13 protein-coding genes are annotated in these 22,122 nt (G+C 74.6%); 9 read left to right on the top strand and 4 right to left on the bottom strand.

The features are described 5' to 3' along the window. Nucleotides 1-45: 45 nt before the first annotated feature. The 3 genes from ACIBIW_RS13690 to moeZ all read left to right on the top strand — a co-directional run bounded on the left by ACIBIW_RS13690 (nucleotide 46) and on the right by moeZ (nucleotide 2,990). A complete protein-coding gene (locus ACIBIW_RS13690) occupies nucleotides 46-1,005 on the top strand; it encodes an NAD-dependent epimerase/dehydratase family protein (RefSeq protein WP_399335429.1) in 960 nt (319 codons plus the stop codon). Continuing rightward, nucleotides 993-1,739, top strand: a complete 747-nt coding sequence (locus ACIBIW_RS13695; protein ID WP_399335431.1) for a spherulation-specific family 4 protein — start codon at nucleotides 993-995, stop codon at nucleotides 1,737-1,739. Before ACIBIW_RS13690 ends, ACIBIW_RS13695 begins: the two co-directional genes overlap by 13 nt. A gap of 72 nt (nucleotides 1,740-1,811) precedes the next feature. Further along, the gene (gene moeZ, locus ACIBIW_RS13700; protein WP_399335433.1) at nucleotides 1,812-2,990 is read left to right on the top strand and encodes an adenylyltransferase/sulfurtransferase MoeZ; all 1,179 of its coding nucleotides are present in this window, start codon (nucleotides 1,812-1,814) and stop codon (nucleotides 2,988-2,990) included. A gap of 94 nt (nucleotides 2,991-3,084) precedes the next feature. On the opposite strand, the gene ACIBIW_RS13705 is transcribed toward moeZ, so the two are convergent. The 3 genes from ACIBIW_RS13705 to ACIBIW_RS13715 form a co-directional block, all read right to left on the bottom strand. Beyond that, the gene (locus ACIBIW_RS13705; RefSeq protein WP_399335435.1) at nucleotides 3,085-4,632 is read right to left on the bottom strand and encodes an alpha/beta hydrolase; all 1,548 of its coding nucleotides are present in this window, start codon (nucleotides 4,630-4,632) and stop codon (nucleotides 3,085-3,087) included. Between the two features lie 149 nt (nucleotides 4,633-4,781). Next, nucleotides 4,782-6,332 (bottom strand): alpha/beta hydrolase, encoded by a 1,551-nt coding sequence (locus ACIBIW_RS13710; RefSeq protein ID WP_399335437.1) that lies wholly within the window; start codon nucleotides 6,330-6,332, stop codon nucleotides 4,782-4,784. A gap of 216 nt (nucleotides 6,333-6,548) precedes the next feature. Next, nucleotides 6,549-9,644, bottom strand: a complete 3,096-nt coding sequence (locus tag ACIBIW_RS13715) for a lysylphosphatidylglycerol synthase domain-containing protein (protein ID WP_399335439.1) — start codon at nucleotides 9,642-9,644, stop codon at nucleotides 6,549-6,551. A 218-nt stretch (nucleotides 9,645-9,862) separates the two neighbouring features. On the opposite strand from ACIBIW_RS13715, the gene ACIBIW_RS13720 reads away from it, so the two are divergent. The 4 genes from ACIBIW_RS13720 (at nucleotide 9,863) to nudC (ending at nucleotide 18,760) form a co-directional block, all read left to right on the top strand. Next, nucleotides 9,863-10,246 (top strand): MGMT family protein, encoded by a 384-nt coding sequence (locus tag ACIBIW_RS13720; protein WP_399335441.1) that lies wholly within the window; start codon nucleotides 9,863-9,865, stop codon nucleotides 10,244-10,246. A 176-nt stretch (nucleotides 10,247-10,422) separates the two neighbouring features. Then, nucleotides 10,423-13,854: an ATP-dependent helicase gene (locus tag ACIBIW_RS13725; protein ID WP_399335443.1), complete on the top strand. Its 3,432-nt coding sequence runs from the start codon at nucleotides 10,423-10,425 to the stop codon at nucleotides 13,852-13,854. A 57-nt stretch (nucleotides 13,855-13,911) separates the two neighbouring features. Further along, a complete protein-coding gene (locus ACIBIW_RS13730; protein ID WP_399335445.1) occupies nucleotides 13,912-17,424 on the top strand; it encodes an ATP-dependent helicase in 3,513 nt (1,170 codons plus the stop codon). A gap of 388 nt (nucleotides 17,425-17,812) precedes the next feature. After that, nucleotides 17,813-18,760, top strand: a complete 948-nt coding sequence (gene nudC / locus ACIBIW_RS13735; RefSeq protein ID WP_399335447.1) for an NAD(+) diphosphatase — start codon at nucleotides 17,813-17,815, stop codon at nucleotides 18,758-18,760. Nucleotides 18,761-18,895: 135 nt separating this feature from the next. Here the strand turns inward: nudC and ACIBIW_RS13740 are convergent, their stop codons facing one another. Further along, the gene (locus tag ACIBIW_RS13740) at nucleotides 18,896-19,150 is read right to left on the bottom strand and encodes a mycoredoxin (protein ID WP_399335449.1); all 255 of its coding nucleotides are present in this window, start codon (nucleotides 19,148-19,150) and stop codon (nucleotides 18,896-18,898) included. A 131-nt stretch (nucleotides 19,151-19,281) separates the two neighbouring features. Between ACIBIW_RS13740 and ACIBIW_RS13745 the strand changes: the two genes are divergently transcribed. Together ACIBIW_RS13745 and ACIBIW_RS13750 are read left to right on the top strand one after the other, a co-directional pair. Next, on the top strand, nucleotides 19,282-21,546 hold the full coding sequence (locus tag ACIBIW_RS13745) for an ATP-dependent DNA helicase UvrD2 (protein ID WP_399335851.1): 2,265 nt from the start codon (nucleotides 19,282-19,284) through the stop codon (nucleotides 21,544-21,546). Between the two features lie 173 nt (nucleotides 21,547-21,719). Next, nucleotides 21,720-22,046 carry a hypothetical protein gene (locus ACIBIW_RS13750; protein ID WP_399335451.1) on the top strand — a complete coding sequence of 109 codons (327 nt, stop codon included), beginning with the start codon at nucleotides 21,720-21,722 and terminating at the stop codon, nucleotides 22,044-22,046. The last annotated feature ends 76 nt before the right edge of the window (nucleotides 22,047-22,122 follow it).

Below are 22,122 nucleotides of genomic sequence, written 5' to 3' on the forward strand. Positions count from 1 at the left end.
GTACATGATCACCACCCCCACCCGCCACGCCCCGGGAGCCGCCGCATGAGGGCGCTGCTCATCGGGGCCGGTGGATACCTCGGCCGCTTCGTCGCCGACCGGCTGCTCGCCGACCCCGCAGTCCAGCTCACCGCGCTCGGCCGGGGTGACGGCGCGGACGTACGGTTCGACCTCACGACCGGCAGCCCCGGCGCCCTCGCCCGCTTCCTGGACGCGGTCCACCCGGGCGTGGTCATCAACTGCGCCGGCTCCACCCGCGGCGGCGCCCGCGACCTGATCCGGCACAACACCGTCGCCGTCGCCACCATCTGCGAGGCGCTGCGGCGCAGCCACTGCGGCGCCCGCCTCGTCCACATCGGCTGCGGCGCCGAGTACGGACCGAGCCAGCAGGGCTCGTCCACCGCGGAGGACGCAGTGCCGCGCCCCGGCGGCCCCTACGGCGTCAGCAAGCTCGCCGCCACCGAACTCGTGCTGGGCTCCGGGCTCGACGCCGTGGTGCTGCGGGTGTTCTCGCCCACGGGGCCCGGCACGCCCGCGGGTGCGCCGCTCGGCCGTCTCGCCGAGGCCATGCGCCGCGCCATGCAGTCGGGTGACGGCGAGCTGAAGCTCGCGGGACTCGCCGCCCAGCGCGACTTCGTCGACGTCCGCGACGTCGCCAGGGCCGTCCACGCGGCCTCGCTCTCCGCCGCGCAGGGCATCGTCAACATCGGCTCGGGGCGCGCCGTACGGCTGCGTGACGCGGCCGCGGTGCTCGCCAGGGTCGCCGGATACGGCGGCGCGCTCCACGAACTCGACGCGCCTCCCGGGCCCGTGCGCCCCGTCCTCGGCCACCAGCGCGGCGACAGCGACCACATGGTGCCCACGCCGTTCCCCTATCCGGATGGCTGCGGCGGCTGGCAGCAGGCCGATGTGCGCACCGCGCGCGACCGGCTCGGCTGGCGCCCCCGTATCAACCTGGAGGAGTCGCTCGCCGACATCTGGATGGAGGCCGCATGCCGCATGTGAGCGCCCCCGCCTGCACGGACGCGGGCACCACCGTGCACCTCGGCGCCGCCGTGCCCGGGCTCGCCGCCGAGACCGCCCTCGCCACCTGGGACGCCGTCTGCCGCCCCGGCGTCCCGCTGCACTGGGCGGCGCTCGGCACGGGCTCGGGTCCTGGCCGCGGACCCGACGCCGTACGGGCCGCCGCCGCGGCCAGGGTCGCCGGGGCCGGGGGGCTCGTCCTCGGCAGGCTCGACCTCGCCGCGGGCACCCGCTCCTTCGGCGCGCTCCTTTCCGACGCGCACCGCCATCTGGAGTGGTACGGGGTCGACGGGTTCCTGCTCGTGCGCTGCCCCACCGACCGCGCCGCCCTGCCCGAGGTGCGCCGCCTCACCACCACGCTGCGCGCGCTGCGCTCCGGCGCCCATCTCGTCCTCGGGCAGGGCACCCACCCGCACCCCGGCTACGTCGAGACCGCCGACCAGCTCGTCACCTTCGCCGGGGCCTGGAGCGCGTACCGCTGGTCGCAGGTGGAGCCGTGGACCGCCGACTATCCGGTACGCCGCTTCTGCCACCTGGTGTACGGGGTGCCGCGGGGGCACCTCGACGAGGCGCTGCGGATCGCGCGCTGGCAGGGCGCGGGCTCCGTCTTCCTCACCGACCACACGGTCACCCGGGACAGCCGTTCGCCCTGGTCGCGGCTGCCCGGTTACTGGGACGACTTCGTCTCGCGCATCGGAACGGGAGTCTCGGAATGAAGAAGCGCGTGGCACTGTTACTCGCAGAGTCAACATTTGATGTGAACCATCAGTCCCGCAATCGAGGTGACCGTGTCGCTACCACCCCTGGTAGAGCCAGCCCCTGAACTGACCGTGGACGAGGTCCGCAGGTACTCACGCCACCTGATCATCCCGGATGTCGGGATGGACGGGCAGAAACGGCTCAAGAACGCGAAGGTGCTCTGTGTGGGCGCCGGCGGCCTCGGCTCCCCCGCGCTGATGTACCTCGCCGCCGCGGGTGTCGGCACCCTCGGCATCGTGGAGTTCGACGAGGTCGACGAGTCGAACCTCCAGCGTCAGATCATCCACAGCCAGGCGGACATCGGCCGCTCCAAGGCCGAGTCGGCCCGTGACACCGTGAACGGCATCAACCCGTACACCACGGTGGTCCTCCACGAAGAGCGGCTGGAAGCCGACAACGTGATGGACATCTTCAGCCAGTACGACCTGATCATCGACGGCACGGACAACTTCGCCACCCGTTACCTGGTCAACGACGCCTGCGTGCTGCTGAACAAGCCGTACATCTGGGGCTCCATCTACCGCTTCGACGGCCAGGCGTCCGTGTTCTGGTCCGAGCACGGCCCCTGCTACCGCTGCCTCTACCCCGAGCCCCCGCCGCCGGGCATGGTCCCCTCCTGCGCCGAGGGCGGCGTCCTCGGCGTGCTGTGCGCCTCGATCGGCTCCATCCAGGTCAACGAGGCCATCAAGGTCCTCACCGGCATCGGCGAGCCGCTGGTCGGCCGGCTGATGATCTATGACGCGCTGGAGATGCAGTACCGCCAGGTGAAGGTCCGCAAGGACCCCGACTGCGCGGTCTGCGGCGAGAACCCCACGGTCACCGAGCTGATCGACTACGAGGCGTTCTGCGGTGTCGTCTCCGAGGAGGCCCAGGAGGCCGCCGCGGGCTCCACGATCACTCCCAAGCAGCTCAAGGAGTGGATCGACGACAAGGAGAACATCGAGATCATCGATGTCCGCGAGCCCAACGAGTACGAGATCGTGTCCATCCCGGGCGCCAAGCTCATCCCGAAGAACGAGTTCCTGATGGGGACCGCGCTGGAGTCCCTGCCGCAGGACAAGAAGATCGTCTTGCACTGCAAGACGGGTGTCCGCAGTGCGGAAGTACTCGCGGTGCTGAAGTCGGCAGGCTTCTCCGACGCCGTCCACGTCGGCGGCGGTGTCATCGGCTGGGTCAACCAGATCGAGCCCGAGAAGCCCGTGTACTGACCCGCGCCGCCGGGGGCGCTCCCGGCGGGCGGCACGCGCGCGTGCAGAGGAGAAGGGGTCCCGGAGTGTCCGGGGCCCCTTCACGCGTGTGCGCTCAGGCGCACTCGGTGCCGCTCTTCGGCGCCCTGCCCGTCAGCAGATACGTGTTCACGTCGCCGTCCACGCACGCGCTGCCGCCGCCGTATGCCCCGTGGCCCTCGCCGTCCCAGGTCAGCAGCACCCCGCTGCCCAGCGCCTCGGCCATGCGCCCCGCGCCCTCGTACGGTGTCGCCGGGTCGCCCCTGTTGCCGACGACGAGGACCGGGGGCGCGCCCGGCGCGCTCACCTGGGGTGTGTCGTGCAGCCCCGGCACCGGCCAGTCATGGCACCAGCCCGCGGTGTCCCAGCCGAGGAACGGGCCGAAGACGGGCGATATGTCCCGGAAGTGGGCGAGTTGGCGCCGCGCCTGGGCGGGCGTGGGCCGCTGGCGGTCGTCGCGGCACGATATGGCGCGCTGGGCCTGGGACGTGGTGCCGTAGTGCCCCGAGGAGTCCCGTTCGTCGTAGACGTCGGCGAGCGCGAGCAGCGCCGTGCCGTCGCCGTCGCGCGCGGCGGCCAGCGCCCTGGTGAGGGTGGGCCAGGTCGCCTCGCTGTACAGCGAGACGGTGATCCCGGTGACCGCAAGGGACTCGGTGAGTTTGCGGCCCGAGCGGGTCGGCAGCGGTGTGGCGTCGAGGCGGTCGAGCAGGGCGGCGATGTCGGCCGTGCCCCGCTTCGGGTCCTGGCCGCGGGACTTGAGGTAGTCGTCCAGGGCGCGCTGGAAGCCGCGTGCCTGGTTCTCCGCGTGGCCCACGGAGTCGGCCGCGGGGTCGACCACCGCGTCGAGCACCATGCGGCCGACCCGGCGCGGGAACAGGTGCGCGTAGGTGCCGCCGAGTTCTGTGCCGTAGGAGATGCCGAAGTAGTGCAGCGTGTCGTCGCCGAGCACCTGGCGCATCAGCTCCATGTCGCGGGCGGTGTCCTCGGTCGACAGATGCGCGAGGAGGCGGCCCGCGGAGCGCTCGCAGCCCGCGGCGACGGCGGCGGCGTCGCGGAAGTACGCGTCGCGCTCGGCCGCCGTGTCCGGGGTGAGGTCCAGCGACTCGGCCGCCGCGGTCTCCTTGTCGGAGCGGCAGCGCACCCCCTCGCTCGCGCCCGCCCCGCGCGGGTCGAAGCTCACCAGGTCATAGCGCGCGGCCAGCTTCGCGTACGACGCCGCGAACGCGGGCAGCGAGGAGACCCCGGAGCCGCCAGGGCCGCCGAAGTTGAACACCAGGGAGCCGATGCGCCGTCCCGCGGGGCCCGAGGAACGCCGGCGGATCAGCGCGACCCCGATCGTGTCGCCCCCCGGGTGCCGCCAGTCCAGCGGGGTCTTCATGGTGGCGCACTGCCAGGTGCCGTCGGCGCCTGCGGTGTCCGCGCAGCCGTGCCAGCGCAGCCGCTGCCCGGTGAGGGACGCGGGAACGCGCGCGCCACCACCGTCGGATGCGGCGGGCGAGGACGTCGCCGCCGAGGGGCGCGCGGGGGTGCCGTCGGGCCCCGCGGCCTGCTTCGGGGCGGCGGAGCAGGCGGCCAGCAGCAGCACGGCAGCGGCCGCCGCCGCCCGGCGTGCGAAACCCCCCATGGCGCCCCCGATCTCCCCGTCCCCCGGGCCCCACCACCGATGCGGGAGGCCACGGCGTCATCGTAGGCGGCGCCACCGACAGCGCCCCGTACGATGTCCGGTTCCGGCCTCGGGCCCGCTCAGGAGCGCCCGCTCAGAAGCAGACCGGCTCAGGAACAGACGGTCCCGGCCTTCGGCACCGTGCCGTTCAGCAGATAGCCGTCCACGTTCTTCTTCACGCAGGAGTTCCCGCTGTCGTACGAGCCGTGCCCCTGGCCCTTGTACGTGATCTCCACGCCGACACCCTTGCCGAGCGCCCGCGCCATACGGCCCGCGCCCTCGTAGGGCGTCGCCGGGTCGCCGGTGTTGCCGACGACGAGGATCGGCGGAGCGCCCGGCGCGTGCACGTCGGGGTGCGCGGCGGCGCCCGGCACCGCCCAGTCGGAGCAACTGAGCATGCCCCACGCCAGGAAGTCGCCGAACAGCGGCGACGCCTTGCGGAACTCGGGCAGCTTGGCGCGCACGTCGGACTCGCTGTAGCGGGCCTTGTCGTCGGCGCAGTTGACGGAGACGTTGGCGGCCTGGAGGTTGCTGTAGCGGCCGTCCTCGTTGCGGCCGTTCATGGAGTCCGACAGCGCCATCAGAATCCGCCCGTCGCCGTGGTACGCCTCCTCAAGGCCCTCGGTGAGGTACTCCCAGAAGTCCTTCGAGTACAGCGACTGCGCGATGCCGTTGGTCGCGGCGGTCTGGGTGAGCTTGCGCGGGGCGAGGCCCGGCAGCGGCTTGGAGTCGAGGCGCTTGAGGAGCTTCGCGATGCGGTTCTTGACATCGGCGGGGGAGTCGCCGACCGGGCAGGGGTCCTCCTTGGACGTGCAGTCCTTCGCGAAGTTGTCGAGCGCCCGCTGGAAGCCCCTGGCCTGCCCGAGCGCGCTCTGCTCGCCGCTCTCCGTGGGGTCGACGACGGCGTCGAACACGGCACGGCCCACCCGCTTCGGGAACAGGCGCGCGTAGACGCCGCCGAGTTCCGTGCCGTACGAGATGCCGAAGTAGTGCAGCTTGTCGTCGCCGAGCACCTGGCGCATCAGGTCCATGTCGCGCGCGGCGTCCGCGGTGCCCACGTGGGGAAGCACCTTGCCCGAGTTCTTCTCGCAGGCGCCGTTGAACTTCTTGGTGTTGCCGAGCAGTTTGGCGCGTTCCGCGGCGGTGTCAGGGGTGGAGTCCTGCTGGAAGTACGTGTCGAGCTGCCTGTCGTCCTCGCACTTCACGCCGGCGCTGCGGCCCACCCCGCGCGGGTCGAAGCTGACCAGGTCGTAGCGGGTGCGCAGCTTGGCGTACTCGTTGCCGAACGACGGGAGGGTCACCACGCCGGAGCCGCCGGGGCCGCCGAAGTTGAAGACGAGCGAACCGATCCGCTTCTTCGCGGAGCCGCTCGCCTTGGCCCTGATCAGGGCGATCCCGATGGTGGCGCCGCGCGGCTCGTGCCAGTCGAGCGGCGCGCGCATGGTGGCGCACTGCCACTCGGCGCCGCCCGGCAGCGGGGAGGGCGTGCTCCCGCCGCCCTGGGCCTGCGAGGGCGCGGGGCAGCTCTTCCAGCTCAGCTTCTGGTCCGCGGGGTCGGCCGCGGCCGTGGCCCCCGCCTCGGTGCCGCAGGCCGCGAGGGGGGCGGTCAGCAGGGCGGTGGCGGCCAGGGCGGCGGTGCGCAGCGACAGCGGGTTCGGCATGCCCCCATCCTGCGGCGCCACCACCCGGCGCGCTCGGGGCGTGGTCCGCGCGAGTGACCGGCGCCCCGGCCGCTGCTCCACACGTGTGCCCGGGACGCCTTCCCGCGCGTACGGAACGCGGCGCCGTACGCGCGCGTGCTCCTCGGCGGGACCCGCACGCGCGCGTGAAGTGCCGGTGGGGCTCCACGCGCGCGTGCCGCGCGGTCCGGCGGCGGGTCACAGGACGCCCTTGCGGGTCAGGTGGTTGAAGAACAGCCACCCGGGCAGCACCGGCAGCCAGAGCGTCAGCAGCCGGAACAGCAGCACCGAGGGCGCCGCGACCTCCTTCGGCAGCCCGACCGCGATCAGACCGACCGTCAGCGTGGCCTCCACGGCGCCCACCCCGCCCGGCGTCGGGGCGGCGGAGCCGAGCGCGTTGCCCGCGAGGAACACCACGGCGACGCCCGCGACGCTCACCGACGCCTGGTCGTTGCCGAACGCGCGGATGGAGGAGTCGAGGACCATCACGAAGGCGGCGGTCAGCAGCAGCGCGCCGCCGATGCCCGTGATCAGCTTCTGGGGCCGCTGGAGCACATCGAGCATCCGGGGCACGACGCCCGCGAACAGCGACCGCACCCGGGTGACGACGAACCGCCGCAGGAACGGGATCGAGGTGACGACCAGCACCAGCACCGCGACCGTGAGCAGCCCCCCGATGACCGTCCTCGACGGGGACAGCGACGGCGTCTTCTCGGTGCCGGTGAGATAGCCGAATGTCAGCAGCAGCAGGATGTGCACCCCGAGGCCGAACAGTTGCGAGGCGCCCACGCTCGCCACCGCGAGCCCGGGCCGCACCCCCGCCCGCTGGAGGTAGCGCGTGTTCAGCGCGACACCGCCGACCGCCGCGGGCGCCACGATCTTCACGAAGGACCCGGCGACCTGCGCGGCGACGGCCTGGAGGAACGGCACCCGCTCCGGCACGAAGCCGAGGAGCCCCATGGCGGCCGCGAAGTAGCTCAGCGCGGAGAAGAGCACCGCCATCGCGACCCAGCCCCAGTGCGCGTCGGCGACGAGCGTGCCGTACTCGATGTTGGTCAGTTGGGACAGCAGGAAGTAGCCGCCGATGGCGCCCGCGATGACGCTGACCAGGGTGCGCGGCCTGATCCGTTCGAGACGCGCGGGCTCGACGGGCGCCTGCGGCCTGATCCGCAGCACCTCGCGGCGGATCTGCGTCAGCAGGTCCTCCTCGCGCGCCTCTTCGAGGGCTTCCTCTATGGCCCGCTTCTCGGCCTGCTTCTCCGCGCGCAGCGACTTCTTGCCGCTCGCGCGCGTGGGCGCCGCACCGTCGCCCCCCTGCTCGGCGCCCGCCTCGGCGAGCCTGGCCTCCTTCGAGTGCCTGGACGCCGCGAGCACCGCCTCACGCTCGCGCTCCGCGCGCTCGCGCGCCAGCCTGCGCAGGGTGCCGCGGGTCGCGCGGGTCAGCGCGATCGGCTGGAGCAGCGGCAGGCAGTCCGCCACCGCGTCCGGGCCGAGCACGGTGACCGCGGACGCCACCGCGCGGCGCGCGCCCACCCGCAGCCCGAGCGTGGCGACCAGTTGGGCGATGTCCATGCGCAGCACCAGGTCGCCCGCCGCGATCTCGCCGCCGCGCAGATCGGTCAGCACCACCCGGCCCGCGTCGTCGACGAGGATCGCGTCCCCGGCGAGCCTGCGGTGGGCGATGCGCCGCGACTGGAGCGCCTTGAGCTGGTGCCAGGTGTCGTGCAGCAGCGCGTCGGTGATCTCCTCGTCCGCCACGGAGTCGAGGGTGCGCCCGCCCACGTGCTCGTAGACGAGCATCACGGCGTCGGGGCCGAGTTCCGAGGTGGCGATCAGCTTGGGCGCGTTCGCCCCCGCCGCGATGGCGGCGTAGGCGAGCAGCGCCTCCTGTTCGAGCGCCTGCCGCAGGGACTGGAGGCTGCTGCGGCCCGTGGTGATCGTGCGCAGCGTCAGGCGCCGCCACGCGCGGTAGTAGAACCCCTGGGCCTGCTGCTCCCGGTCGACGACCGTCACGTCGAGCGGCGCGCCCTCCTCCAGCGTCACGAAGTACCTGCGGCCCCTGTCGCCGCCCTCCGCGGTGTCCTGCGGGTGCTCCCCGCGCGCGGCGCTCAGCGGCCTGAACCCGACCCGGCGCAGGCCCGCGAGGAGGGTCTGCCCGGTGGGCCGTACGTTCGGCGAGCCGACCGCGTAGAGCGTCCCGTAGGCGATGGTCCAGCCGATCAGCAGCGTCAGGATGATCGAGAACGGGGTGGTGTAGCCGGTGACCAGCATCGCGAACGCGTCGAGCGCGAGCACCACCCACAGCACCACTCGCCAGCGCGGTCTGCGGGACATCCCGACGGCCGTCATATAGGCGATCACCGGCGCCAGATAGCCGTGCACCGGATCGGTGAGCACATGGAGGTCGCCGGGGGACGGCTGGGTGAGGGCCTCCTGGATCGAGTCGGGCGCGCTCCTCGCGACCCACAGGTCCGTCGCCAGGGTCACCCCGTGCGCGAGGACGGCCGCGAGGACGCCGTCGGCGATCCGCAGCCCGTCCCGCTTGATGAGGCGCTCCACCGCGAACACCACGGGGACCAGCAGCACCGCGATGCTTGAGGCGAGCCCCGCGAACTTGATCAGCAGGTCGGGGGCGCGCCCCGTGCCCTTGGTGATGTCCTGTTCGAGCCCCGAGGTGGTGCCGTGCGCGAACGCGGCGATCGCGAGCAGCACCGCGATGACCAGGACCCCGGACAGCAGCCGCATCAGGTCGGAGGGGCGGTGCACGCGCGCGGGCAGCAAAGGCTCGTCGCCCTCGACCCGCTCGATGTGCGCGCCCGAGGCGCCCGTCGCGGGCACGGCCCCGTCCGGGGGCTCCTCGGGCTCGTCCTGGGACGGCGGCGCGGGCGGCCCCGGAGGCTTCGGCGGGCCAGGAGGGTGCGCGGGCATGGGCGGGTACGGCGTGGCGCCGCCGCCCTCGGGCGCGTCAGGCCCGCCGTGCGCCGCCGGATCGCCCCCGTGCGCGGGCGCGCCGTCGTCCCGGCCGTCGTCCCGCGGGGACGCGGGGTCGGCCGCCGTGGCGCCGTCGAGACCCCGCGGGGGCTGCTCGCCGGGCCGCCCGGGGCCCGTGCCGGGGCCGTCAGGGCCCTCGGCGGCGCCGGGGGGCCCGGGGGCCGAGGGGTCGTACACGGTGGCGCCCGGCGGCGGCGTGCGGTCGGCGGCCGGTGTGCCGTCGGCGGGCGTGCCGTGGGCGGCGGCGCCGGTGTGCGGGCGCGCGGAACCGCCAGAGGTGCTCGCCGCGCCGTCCGGCCGCATACCCTGCTCGCCCGCCGTCTCTTCTTGATCTCGTATCACCGGTCACCGCCCCGCACGATGGTGGCATGCCCCACCGACAGACGCGGGAGCCTGCGGGTACGAGCGCCCACAGTGTGCCCCACCAGGCACGCCGGGACACGTACGGGCCCTCGCCGGGCCGACCCGCACGGCCGCGCTCCGGGGCGGCGCTGTCGGCGCCGTTTGGCAGGATGGGGCGGATGAGCCAGAAGAGTCCGCCGCCGGACGGCCCGCCGCACACCGCCGAGCTTCCCGACTACGCCGAGCGCGTCCTCGACGTCGTGGAGCGCATCCCGCCGGGCCGCGTCATGACCTACGGAGACGTCGCCGAGTGGCTCGGCGAGGGCGGCCCCCGGCAGGTCGGCCGCGTCATGGCCCTCTACGGAGGCCCCGTCCCCTGGTGGCGCGTGGTGCGCGCCGACGGCACCCTGCTGCCCGGGCACGAGCTGCGCGCACTGGACGGCTACCGCGCGGAGGGCACACCGCTGCGCGACGCCGGGCGCGCCGCCGAGGGGCACCTGCCGCGTGTCGACATGCGGCGCGCGCGGTGGGACGGCGGACACGACGCGGCGGCTCATACCTGAAAGCTTCCGCCATCGCCCCCGGCGCAGGGCCCCGGAAGGTCCGTTCGGGGGACGCGCCGCCCCGCACCCGGCGCACGGCGTAACGTCTGCGGCATACGTCCCCCTCATCCCGCTGCCCCCCGGCGGCATCCGGGACCCCCCGACCACCAGCGCACCCTCAAGAACCGGCGAGACACGTGAGTTCCCCCCCTTCCTCCCGGCGCCTGTCGCCCCCCGGGGTGCGACGGGGGACCGCCGGTGCGTACCGGCTCGTGCGCACCCCGCCCGCATCCGCCGGCCTCCCCCCACTGGACGCACGGCAGCGCGCCGTGGTTGACCACACCGACGGGCCCCTGCTTGTCCTCGCGGGGCCCGGCACGGGCAAGACCACCACACTCGTCGAGGCGGTCACCCGCAGAATCGCCCGCGGCGCCGACCCGGAGCGCGTCCTGGTGCTCACCTTCAGCCGGGCGGCGGCCGTGGAGCTGCGCGACCGGATGGCACGGCGTGTCCCGGCCGGCAGGACCCCGCTCGCCACCACCTTCCACTCGTTCTCGTACGCCCTGGTCAGGGCCCACCAGGAAGCCGACGTGTTCGCGGAGCCGCTGCGGCTGCTCTCGGGGCCCGAGCAGGACGTGGCGGTACGGGAACTCCTCGCGGGCCAGATCGACGCGGAGCGCGCCGGGCTCGCCCGGGTGCGCTGGCCCGCGGAGCTGCGCGCCTGCCTCACCACACGCGGCTTCGCCGACGAGGTGCGCGCGGTGCTCGCCCGCAGCCGCGAACTCGGCCTCGGCCCCCGCGAGCTGCACTCCTTCGCGGCCCGCCTCGGCCGCCCCGACTGGGGCGCCGCCGCCGCGTTCCTCGCCGAGTACCTCGACGTCCTCGACATGCGCGGCGTCATCGACTACGCGGAACTCGTCCACCGCGCGGCCCTCATCGCCGCCGCCCCCGGCGCCCCCAGCATCGCTTCCCGCTACGACGCCGTGTACGTCGACGAGTACCAGGACACCGACGCCGCCCAGGTGAGACTGTTGCGGGCGCTCGCGGGCGGCGGCCGCACCCTGTGCGCGTTCGGTGACCCCGACCAGTCCGTCTACGCGTTCCGCGGCGCCGACGTGAACGGCATCCTCGACTTCCCCGACGCCTTCAGACGGCCCGACGGCGCGCCCGCGCGCGTGGCCGTCCTCGCCGCCGCGCGCCGCTCGCGCGCGCGGCTCCTCGCGGCCACCCGGGACCTCGCCCGCCGCATGCCGCTGCCCCGGCTGCCCGCCGACGTGGCGCGCGCCCACCGGGATCTCGCTCCCCCGCACGACGGCGGCACCGTCGAGGTGTACACGTGCCCGACCGCGGGCGCCGAACTCGACCACACCGCCGACATCCTGCGCCGCGCCCACCTGGAGGACGGGGTGCCCTGGAACGAGATGGCCGTCCTCGTCCGCTCGGGCGGGCGCGCCATCCCCTCCCTGCGGCGCGCCCTGACTGCGGCGGGCGTCCCGGTCGAGACGGACGGCGACGACGTGCCCCTGCGCCACGAGCCCGCCGTGGCACCCCTGCTGACGGCCCTGCGCGCCGTGGCGGAGGCCGTCGTACGGGACCCGAGGCCGACGCCGGGGTCCGCTCCGGAGGGCGCCGGGGCGGCGCCTGGGGCCGCAGCAGAGGGCTCCGGGGGCGCGCCCGAGGCCGCCGTACCGCCGCGGGAGTCCGCGCCCGAGGACGCCGCGGCGGGCGCCGAGCCGCCGCCGGATGACGCCGCCCCCTGGCTGGACACCGAGACCGCGCTCACCCTGCTGGCGTCGCCGCTCGCCGGTATGGACGCCGCCGACCTGCGGCGCCTCGGCCGCGCCCTGCGCGAGGAGGAGCGCGCCGCGGGCCGGGCCGTACCGCCGCCCTCCGACGCGCTCCTCACGCGCGCGCTCGCGGACCCCCGAAGGCTCGTCGCCCACGACTCCGTGGGCGCCCGCAAGGCCCGCAAGCTGGGGCGGCTCCTCGCCGACGCGCGCGCGGCACTGGCCAGGGGCGCGTCCGCCGAGTACGCCCTCTGGCTGCTGTGGGACGGCACCGCGTGGCCCGGGCGGCTCCAGGGCGCCGCGCGCCGCGGCGGCGCCGCGGGCCGCAACGCCGACCGCGACCTGGACGCGGTGTGCGCCCTGTTCGCCACCGCGGCCCGCGCCGAGGAGCGCACCGGCGGCAGCGGCGCCCTGAACTTCCTCACCGAGGTGGACGCCCAGGACATAGCGGCCGACACCCTCACCCGCCGCGCCGTGCGCCCCGACGCTGTACGCCTGATGACGGCGCACCGCGCCAAGGGCCTCCAATGGCGGCTCGTCGTCGTCACGGGGGTCCAGGAGGGGCTCTGGCCCGACCTGCGGCGCCGCGGCTCGCTCCTCGAAGCCGACCGCATCGCCCCCGACGGGCTCGCCCCGCCGCTGCCGCCCGCCGCGCTCCTCGCCGAGGAGCGCAGGCTGTTCTACGTCGCCACCACGCGCGCGCGCGAACGCCTCGTCGTCACCGCGGTCAGGGCCGCCGCCGACGACGGCGACCAGCCCTCGCGGTTCCTCACCGAACTCGGCACGGAGCCCGTCCACGTCGCGACCCGCCCCCGCCGCCCGCTGTCGGTCGCCGCGCTCGTCGCGGAGCTGCGCGCCACCACCGTCGACCCCCGCGCCTCCGACGCGCTCAGGGAGGCCGCCGCCGCCCGCCTCGCCCGGCTCGCGGCGCTCGACGACGGCGACGGACACCCCCTCGTGCCCGCCGCCCACCCCTACCGCTGGTGGGGCATGGACGAGCCGACAGCCAACAGCACCCCGCTGCGCGACCGCGACGCGCCCGTGGCGCTCTCGCCCAGCGCCCTCGGCCAGCTCGCGGACACCTGCGCGCTCCAGTGGTTCCTCGGCCGCGAGGTGCGGGCGGACGCCCCCGCGACCACCGCCCAGGGCTTCGGCAACGTCATCCACGTCCTCGCCGACGAGGTCGCCTCCCGGCACACCCCCGCCGACCTCGACGTCCTGATGGCCCGTCTGGACTCCGTCTGGAACGCCCTCGCCTTCGACGCGCCCTGGAAGTCGGCGCAGGAGAAGGAGCACGCGCGCGTGGCGCTCGAACGCTTCCTGCGCTGGCACACCATGGACCGCGCGGGACGCACCCCCGTCGCGGGCGAGCAGGAGTTCGACGTCACCCTCGACGCGGGCCCCTACCAGGTGCGCGTCCGCGGCTCCATCGACCGCGTCGAACGCGACGCCGGGGGCCGCGCCTACGTCGTCGACTTCAAGACCGGCAAGAACAGCCCCACCGCCGACGAGGTCGCCCACCACCCCCAGCTCGCCGTGTACCAGCTCGCGGTGCGCGAGGGCGCCGTGGACGACGCGTTCGACGGGCACCGCCCCGAGCCGGGCGGCGCGGAACTCGTCCAACTGCGCCAGCCCGCGCCCGCCAAGGAGGGCGGCGACGCCCTGCCCCGGGTGCAGTCCCAGGGGGCGCCCGAGGGCGAGTGGATCGGCGAACTGCTGGCCACCGCCGCGGGCCGGGTCCTGGACGAGCGCTTCACCCCCACCACGGGACAGCACTGCGCGCACTGCGCGTTCCGCGCCTCGTGCAGCGCCCGCCCCGAGGGCCGCCACGCCGTCGACTGACCCCGCGGGCCGCCGCGTGCCCGGCCCGTTGTCGGTGGCGGCCCTTAACCTCGCAGGGTGACCGCACGCCTCACTGACCCCGAGGAGCTGAAAGAGCTGCTCGGCGTCCCTTTCACCCCCGAGCAGATCGCGTGCGTCACCGCGCCCGCCGCGCCCCAGGTCATCGTCGCGGGCGCCGGCTCGGGCAAGACGACGGTCATGGCCGCGCGCGTGGTGTGGCTCACCGGGACCGGACAGGTCGCGCCCGAGCAGGTACTCGGCCTGACCTTCACCAACAAGGCCGCGGGCGAACTGGCCGAGCGGGTGCGCAAGGCCCTCGTCAAGGCGGGCGTCACGGACCCGGAGCCCGGCCCCGAGGAGCCGCCGGGCGAGCCCGTCATCTCCACGTACCACGCCTTCGCCGGGCGCCTCCTCACCGACCACGGGCTGCGCATCGGCCTCGAACCGACCGCCCGCCTCCTCGCCGACGCCACCCGCCACCAACTCGCCGCCCGCGTCCTGCGCGAGGCCCCGGGCCCCTTCCCGGCGCTCACCCGCTCCTTCCCCGACCTCATCGGCGACGTCCTCGCGCTCGACGCCGAGCTGTCGGAACACCTCGTGCCCCCGGCCCGGCTGCGCGCGTACGACACCGCGCTCGCCGACACCCTCGCGCGCACCCGCCTCACCAACGGCGACCTGCGCAAGGTCCCCGAGGCGAGCGCGGCGCGCCGCGAACTGACCGCGCTCGTCGAGCACTACCGCCTGGCCAAGCGCGAGCGCGACCTCATCGACTTCGGCGACCAGATCGCGCTGTCGGCCGCACTCGCGCGCGACCACGCCGAGGTCGGCCGCGTCCTGCGGGACGACTTCCGCGTCGTCCTCCTCGACGAGTACCAGGACACCTCCGTGGCGCAGCGCGTCCTGCTCGCCGCGCTCTTCGGCGGCGGCACCGGCCATCCGGTCACCGCCGTCGGCGACCCCTGCCAGGCCATCTACGGCTGGCGCGGCGCCTCCGTGGCCAACCTGGACGACTTCCCCGAGCACTTCACCGACGCCGGGGGCCGCCCCGCCGTCCGCCGGGCCCTCAGCGAGAACCGCCGCAGCGGCGGGCGCCTGCTCGCCCTGGCCAACGGCCTCGCGACACCGCTGCGCGCCCTCCACGCGGGCGTGCGCGCGCTCACCCCCGCCGACGGCGCGGCACACGACGGCACCGTGCGCTGCGCCCTGCTGCCCACCCACGCACGGGAGATGGACTGGCTCGCCGACTCCCTCGCCCACCTCGTGCGCACCGGCACGCCCCCGGGCGAGATCGCCGTGCTGTGCCGCACCACCACCGACTTCGCCGAGATCCAGCGCGCGCTGGTCGCCAGGGACCTGCCCGTCGAGGTCGTCGGACTCTCCGGGCTGCTGCACCTGCCCGAGGTCGCCGACCTCGTCGCCGTCTGCGAGGTCCTTCAGGACCCCGGCGCCAACGCCTCCCTGGTGCGGCTGCTGACCGGCCCGCGCTGGCGGATCGGCGCCCGTGACCTGGCCCTCCTCGGCCGCAGGGCGCGGCTGCTCGTGCGCCACCGCGGGCCGGACACCGGCGATCCCGACGTGCGGCTCGCCGAGGCGGTCGAGGGCGTCGACCCGGCCGAGGTCGTCTCGCTCGCGGACGCCCTCGACACCTTCCTCGACCCGCAGGACACCGACGAGGCCGCCGCCGCGCTCCCGTTCTCCGCCGAGGCGCGCGTACGGTTCGCGCGGCTCGCCGCAGAACTGCGCGACCTGCGCCGCTCCCTGGCCGACCCGCTGATGGACGTCCTGCACCGGGTGCTGGCCGTCACCGGCCTCGAAGTGGAGCTGTCGGCCTCCCCGAGCGCCCTCGCCGCGCGCCGCCGCGAGACCCTGTCCAACTTCCTCGACGTCGCCGCCGGATTCGCGGCGGGCGACGGCGAGGCGAGCCTGCTCGCCTTCCTCGGCTTCCTGAGGACCGCCGTCCAGTTCGAGAAGGGCCTCGACAACGCCCTCCCCGGCGGCGAGAACACCGTCAAGGTCCTCACGGCCCACAAGTCCAAGGGCCTCGAATGGGACGTCGTCGCCGTGCCCGGCCTGGTCACCGGCGTCTTCCCCAGCACCCAGGGCCGCGAGAAGTGGACGGCGCAGGGCAGGGTCCTGCCGCACGCGCTGCGCGGCGACGCGGACACCCTGCCCGCGGTGCCCGCGTGGGACGCGAAGGGCCTCAAGGCGTTCCACGCGGACATGAGGGAGCACCAGCACACCGAGGAACTGCGGCTCGGCTACGTCGCCTTCACCCGCGCCAGGTCGCTGCTGCTCGGTTCGGGGCACTGGTGGGGGCCGTCCCAGAAGCGCCCGCGCGGGCCCTCGGAGTTCCTTGAGGCGCTGCGCGACCACTGCGCCGCGGGAAACGGCGAGACCGAGGAGTGGGCCGACGCCCCGGCCGACGGCGAGGAGAACCCGGCCCTCGACACGGCGGCCGTCGAGCAGGCCTGGCCGCTCCCGCTCGACGAGACCGCCTTCGCCCGCCGCAAGGCCGCAGCCGAGCTGGTCCACGCCCATCTGGGCCGCCTCCCCTCGGCCCCGCCCGACCCGCGCGACAGGGCCGCGGCCGAGGACCCGGACTGGCCGCCGCCCCCACGCGACGAGGACGACCCGGAGGAGCCGCCCTGGCCCGACGAGCCGCCGTGGGACGAGGAGGCGGGGGAGGGGCCGCCGCCCCAAGACGAGCCGCCGTACGACGGCGAACCGGCACACGCACGGGCGGGCGCCCTGCTCCCCGGGCAGCCGTCGTACGGCGCGGCGGACGCGCGGCGGGCACCCCGGCTCACGCCCGAGGAGGAACGCGCCGTCGCCTCCTGGGACCGCGACCTCGACGCCCTGACGGGCGAGCTGCTGCGGGCCCGCGACGCGGTCACCGAGGTGCCGCTGCCGGCCACGCTGACCGCCACCGAGATGATGCGGCTCGCGGCCGACCCCGAGGGCTACGTACGCGACCTGGTACGGCCCATGCCGCAGCCGCCCAGGCCCGCCGCCCGCCGCGGCACCCGCTTCCACGCCTGGGTGCAGTCGCGCCACGAGGCGCTGCCGCTGCCGCTGCTCCTCCCCGAGGAGCTGCCGGGCGGCGCGGACGACCAGTACGCCGGGGACGCCGGGGACGCCGAGGGCACGGACATCATCGACGACGAGCGCGACCTGGAGGCCCTGAAGGCGGCCTTCGAGAGGACCGCGTACGCACACAGGACCCCCCACCGTGTGGAGGTCCCCTTCCAGATCACCCTCGCCGGGCGCGTGGTGCGCGGCCGTATCGACGCCGTCTACCGCGACGAGGACGGCGGCTTCGAGATCGTCGACTGGAAGACCGGCCGCACCCCCGAGGGCGACCCCCTCCAGCTCGCCGTCTACCGCCTCGCGTGGGCCGAGCGGCACGGCATACCCCCCGACGCCGTACGCGCCGTCTTCGTGCACGTACGCACCGGCGACACCGTCGTGCCACGGGACCTGCCCGACCGCGAGGGCCTGGAACGACTCCTCCTCGGCGACGCCGCGGAAGCCGCCGGTCCTTCGGGTCACGACGGCACCGAGTGCCGATAGGCTCAAGACCATGAGCAAGTCCGTTGACAGTGCTGTCGACGCCGGTCGGGTGTCACGCGTGCGCCGGGGCATCCCGGGCGCCGCGAGCCCCACCCCGCGCCGCCCGCCCGCGCGGGCCCGGCCCGAGGCCCCGGACGACGGCCGCACGGCGGGCACGCCCACCCCGCGGCGGGCAGGCACCGACCACAGGCCAACCGCACGACCACGTCGCGCCGCACTCCCGGCAGGCCACGCGAACCCCCCGTACCCCCCACCCCGCGAACCGGCCCAAAGGGGAAAAATCCCTCACGCGCGGACCGGGTGCCTCCCGGAGAACCAGGTGTTCTTCGCCACATCGGGCGCCCGCCCCACCGCGACCACCACTCACCGGGGGAGTTGAGAAGCACCCGTGACGACCTGGCCCGACAAGACCGACGACCGCCCCCTGTCGCTGGCCGCCCCGAGCGGCATCGACCGGGCGGCACACCACAGAACCGACGAGGCATGGCTGGCCGCGGCCTGGAGCCACCCCACGACACGGGTCTTCGTGGTCTCCGGCGGCCAGGTCCTCGTCGACGAGACCCCCGAGGGCCGTACGGAACTCGTCACCACCCCGTCCTTCGAGGCCCCGCTCACCGAGGAGCACCGCTACTTCCTCGGCACCGACGAGGACGGCGTCAGCTACTTCGCCCTCCAGAAGGACACCCTCCCCGGCCGCCTCGACCAGCCCGCGCGTGCGGCCGGGCTCCGCGAGGCCGGGCTGCTGCTGTCCGCGCGCGACGCGGGCCTCATGGTCCACGCGGTCGCCCTGGAGAACTGGCAGCGCCTGCACCGCTTCTGCTCCCGCTGCGGCGAGCGCACCGTCATCGCCGCCGCCGGGCACATCAGGCGCTGCCCCGCCTGCGGCGCCGAGCACTACCCGCGCACCGACCCGGCCGTGATCATGCTCGTCACCGACGAGCAGGACCGCGCCCTCCTCGGCCGTCAGGTGCACTGGCCCGAGGGCCGCTTCTCGACCCTGGCCGGGTTCGTCGAGCCGGGCGAGTCCATAGAGCAGTCGGTGCGCCGCGAGGTCTGGGAGGAGGCGGGCGTCGTCGTCGGCCCCGTCCAGTACGTGGCCAGCCAGCCGTGGCCCTTCCCCTCAAGCCTGATGCTCGGCTTCTTCGCCCGCGCCACCTCGGCCGAGATCACCGTCGACGGGGAGGAGATCTCCGAGGCCCGCTGGTTCTCCCGCCAGGAGCTGAAAGAGGCGTTCGCGTCGGGCGAGGTGCTGCCGCCGTACGGCATCTCCATCGCGGCCCGCCTCATCGAGCTGTGGTACGGCGAGCCCGTGCCGAGGCCGGGCACCGGACGCTGACGGCCCTCCCCGCGGCCGTGCCGAGGGGGCGCCGATGCGCCGCGGACATGCCGAGGGGCCGGGGCGGCGCCGCGCGCCACCTCCGGCCCCTCGCGGCCCGGTCCGACAGCCCCGGCCTATTCGGGCGGCCGCGCGTCAGGCGCCCAGTGCCTGCTTCACCTGGGCGAGGCTCGGGTTCGTCATCGTGGTGGAGGCACCCGAGGACGACTGCACGACCACCGTGGGCACCGTCTGGTTGCCGTCGTTGGCCTTCTCCACGAACGCCGCGGACTCCGCGTCGTGCTCGATGTTGATCTCGTCGTACCCGATGCCCTCACGGTCGAGCTGGCTCTTGAGCCGGCGGCAGTAGCCGCACCAGGTCGTGCTGTACATGGTCACGGTGCCCGACATGCTGCTCGTTCTCCTTCACGCCCGGGATACACCGGGAAAGCGGTGTCTGACATCACAGAACACCACCCGCCGCGCCGCCATTCCCACCCCGCCGCCACGGCGAACCCGTACGACCAGCACCAGTACGACCAATCCGACCCGCCTGTGGACAACCCGCCCTGCCGTCCCGGGCGACCTGGCAGCATGGCGGGGTGACATCAGCACCGCACGCCCCCCTCTTCCCGCACGATCCGGGACCCGACCAGTTCGCCCCGGCCCCGCGGGACGCCGACGCCGTGCTGGCCGGACTCGACCCGGAGCAGCGGGAAGTGGCGACCGCCCTCGGCGGCCCCGTGTGCGTGCTCGCGGGCGCCGGCACGGGCAAGACCCGCGCCATCACCCACCGCATCGCCTACGGGGTGCACGCGGGCGTGCTGAAGGCGTCCAGCGTGCTCGCGGTCACCTTCACCAACAGGGCAGCGGCCGAGATGCGCGGCAGGCTGCGCCAGCTCGGCGTGCAGGGCACCCAGGCCCGCACCTTCCACTCCGCGGCGCTGCGCCAGCTCCAGTACTTCTGGCCGCGCGCCGTCGGCGGCGGGCTGCCGCGCATCCTCGACCGCAAGCTGTCGCTGATCGCCGAGGCCGCCGCCGCCTGCGGCCTGCGGCCCGACCGCACCGAACTGCGCGACCTTGCGGGCGAGATCGAGTGGTCCAAGGTCACCCAGATCGTCCCCGCCGACTACGCGGCCGCGGCGGCCGCGGCCGCCCGCCAGGCGCCCCGGGCCCCCGCCGAGATCTCCCAGGTCTACGCCGCCTACGAGGACGTCAAGCGGGACCGCTCCGTCATCGACTTCGAGGACGTCCTGCTGCTCACCGTGGCGATCCTCCAGGACCAGCCCGACATCGCCCGGCTCGTGCGCGACCAGTACCGGCACTTCGTCGTCGACGAGTACCAGGACGTCAGCCCGCTCCAGCAGCGCCTGCTCGATCTCTGGCTCGGCGAGCGCGACAGCATCTGTGTCGTCGGCGACGCGGGGCAGACCATCTACTCCTTCACCGGCGCCACCCCCGACCACCTCCTCGGCTTCAGCCGCCGCCACCCCGGCGCCACCGTCGTCAAGCTCGTACGCGACTACCGCTCCACCCCGCAGGTCGTCCACCTCGCCAACGGGGTGCTCGCCCAGGCCAAGGGCCGCCCCGCGCAGCAGCGGCTCGAACTCGTCAGCCAGCGCGACCAGGGCCCCGAGCCCGCCTACCGCGCCTACCCCGACGAGCCGGCCGAGGCGGAGGGCACCGCCCGCCGCATCCGGGAACTCATCGACGCAGGCACCCCCGCGAGCGAGATCGCCGTGCTCTTCCGGACCAACTCCCAGTCGGAGACCTACGAGCAGGCGCTCGCCGACGCCGGGGTGCCCTACCAGCTCAGGGGCGCCGAGCGGTTCTTCGACCGGCCCGAGGTCCGCGCCGCGGGCAGCGCCCTGCGCGCCGCCGCCCACTTCGGGGGCAACGACACCCTCCTCAGCGGCGTCACCGGCATCCCCGCCCAGGTCCGCGCCGTGCTCACCTCCACCGGCTGGAGCGCCGCGCCCCCCTCGGGCTCGGGCGCCACCCGTGAGAAGTGGGAGTCGCTCGCCGCGCTCGCCCGCCTCGCCGACTCCTTCGCGCACGCCCGCCCCGACGCCACCCTCACCGACTTCATGGCCGAACTCGACGAGCGCGCCGCCGTCCAGCACGCCCCCACCGTCGAGGGCGTCACCCTCGCGTCCCTGCACGCGGCCAAGGGACTCGAATGGGACGCCGTCTTCCTCGTCGCCGTGGCCGACGGCATGATGCCCATCTCCCACGCCAGGACCCAGGACCAGATAGAGGAGGAACGCCGCCTCCTCTACGTCGGCGTCACCCGCGCCCGTATCCACCTCACGATCTCCTGGGCCCTCGCGCGCACCCCCGGCGGCCGCGCCACCCGCCGCCCCAGCCCCTTCCTCGACGGCCTGCGCACGAAGACCTCGGGAGACACCGCCTCCGCCGCCGCGGCGGGCGGCGTGCGCGCGGGCGCGGCCCGGTCGGCCGAGAGCCGCCCGAGGCGCCGCACCCCCGCGCGCTGCCGCGTCTGCGGCAAGCCCCTCACCGACGCCGGGGCCATGAAGCTCATGCGCTGCGAGGACTGCCCCTCCGACATGGACGAGGGCGTCTACACCCGGCTGCACGACTGGCGCTCCGCCCAGGCACGCCGCATGGGACAGCCCCCGTACTGCGTCCTGACGGACAAGACGCTCGTCGCGATCGCCGAGGCCGTGCCCGACGAGGAGGGCGGTCTCGCCCGGGTCCCCGGTGTCGGGGTCCGCAAGGCGCGCCGCTTCGGCGCCGACATTCTGGCGATCTGCGCAGGTGAGGAGCGTCCGGGCGACGACGGATGAGACTGATACGAACTCGTCGAAAAAATGGTTTGCGCATGCCCGGGGAATCCCCATAGGTTCTTGGCATCGGAAACGACAGGTCTTCTCCGAGGGCCGTCCTCCGTGTTGTACTTGATATCCGCAGGATCGGACGCGAGTCCGGTCCCCGAAGACGCCGAGAGGAGGCGATTGAAATGAGCATCTCCACCATCACCACGACCTATGTCAGCACCGCCAAACTCGCTGGCAGCTCGATCGTCGCCGTCCCGTCCGGCTCTTCGATCCTCGGCACGGGTCTGTCCGGTGTTCTCGCCGGCGGCTCCCTGCCCGTGGCGCCCTCCATGGATCTGGTGACCCCTGAGCGCGCCCAGCGACCGAGCAAGGCATCGGTGGCAGAAGCAGAGGAAGGGACCAAGGTCCTCTCCTTCGCGGCGGCCGGTGCCGGATTCCGGAATCGAGCGACGCATCACATGCAGCAGTGGGCCTTCCGCGGGCTCACTCCCTGGAGTGATCCAACCTGATTGATCAGGTCGGCGCCTTCAGGGCCGCGGAATCCCACCCGGGTTCCGCGGCCCTTCTGTTTCCCCAGAGGAGACG

The organism is Streptomyces sp. NPDC050560, from assembly GCF_044457285.1.
GTDB lineage: Bacteria > Actinomycetota > Actinomycetes > Streptomycetales > Streptomycetaceae > Streptomyces.

What these genes read in the sequence shown, in the direction of transcription:
- ACIBIW_RS13715 (WP_399335439.1), bottom strand. Translation starts at nt 9,644, where the DNA reads ATGCGGCCGGACGGCGCGGCGAGCACCTCTGGCGGTTCCGCGCGCCCG.
- ACIBIW_RS13690 (WP_399335429.1), top strand. Translation starts at nt 46, where the DNA reads ATGAGGGCGCTGCTCATCGGGGCCGGTGGATACCTCGGCCGCTTCGTC.
- ACIBIW_RS13720 (WP_399335441.1), top strand. Translation starts at nt 9,863, where the DNA reads ATGAGCCAGAAGAGTCCGCCGCCGGACGGCCCGCCGCACACCGCCGAG.
- ACIBIW_RS13740 (WP_399335449.1), bottom strand. Translation starts at nt 19,150, where the DNA reads ATGTCGGGCACCGTGACCATGTACAGCACGACCTGGTGCGGCTACTGC.
- ACIBIW_RS13695 (WP_399335431.1), top strand. Translation starts at nt 993, where the DNA reads ATGCCGCATGTGAGCGCCCCCGCCTGCACGGACGCGGGCACCACCGTG.
- ACIBIW_RS13705 (WP_399335435.1), bottom strand. Translation starts at nt 4,632, where the DNA reads ATGGGGGGTTTCGCACGCCGGGCGGCGGCGGCCGCTGCCGTGCTGCTG.
- ACIBIW_RS13750 (WP_399335451.1), top strand. Translation starts at nt 21,720, where the DNA reads ATGAGCATCTCCACCATCACCACGACCTATGTCAGCACCGCCAAACTC.
- ACIBIW_RS13710 (WP_399335437.1), bottom strand. Translation starts at nt 6,332, where the DNA reads ATGCCGAACCCGCTGTCGCTGCGCACCGCCGCCCTGGCCGCCACCGCC.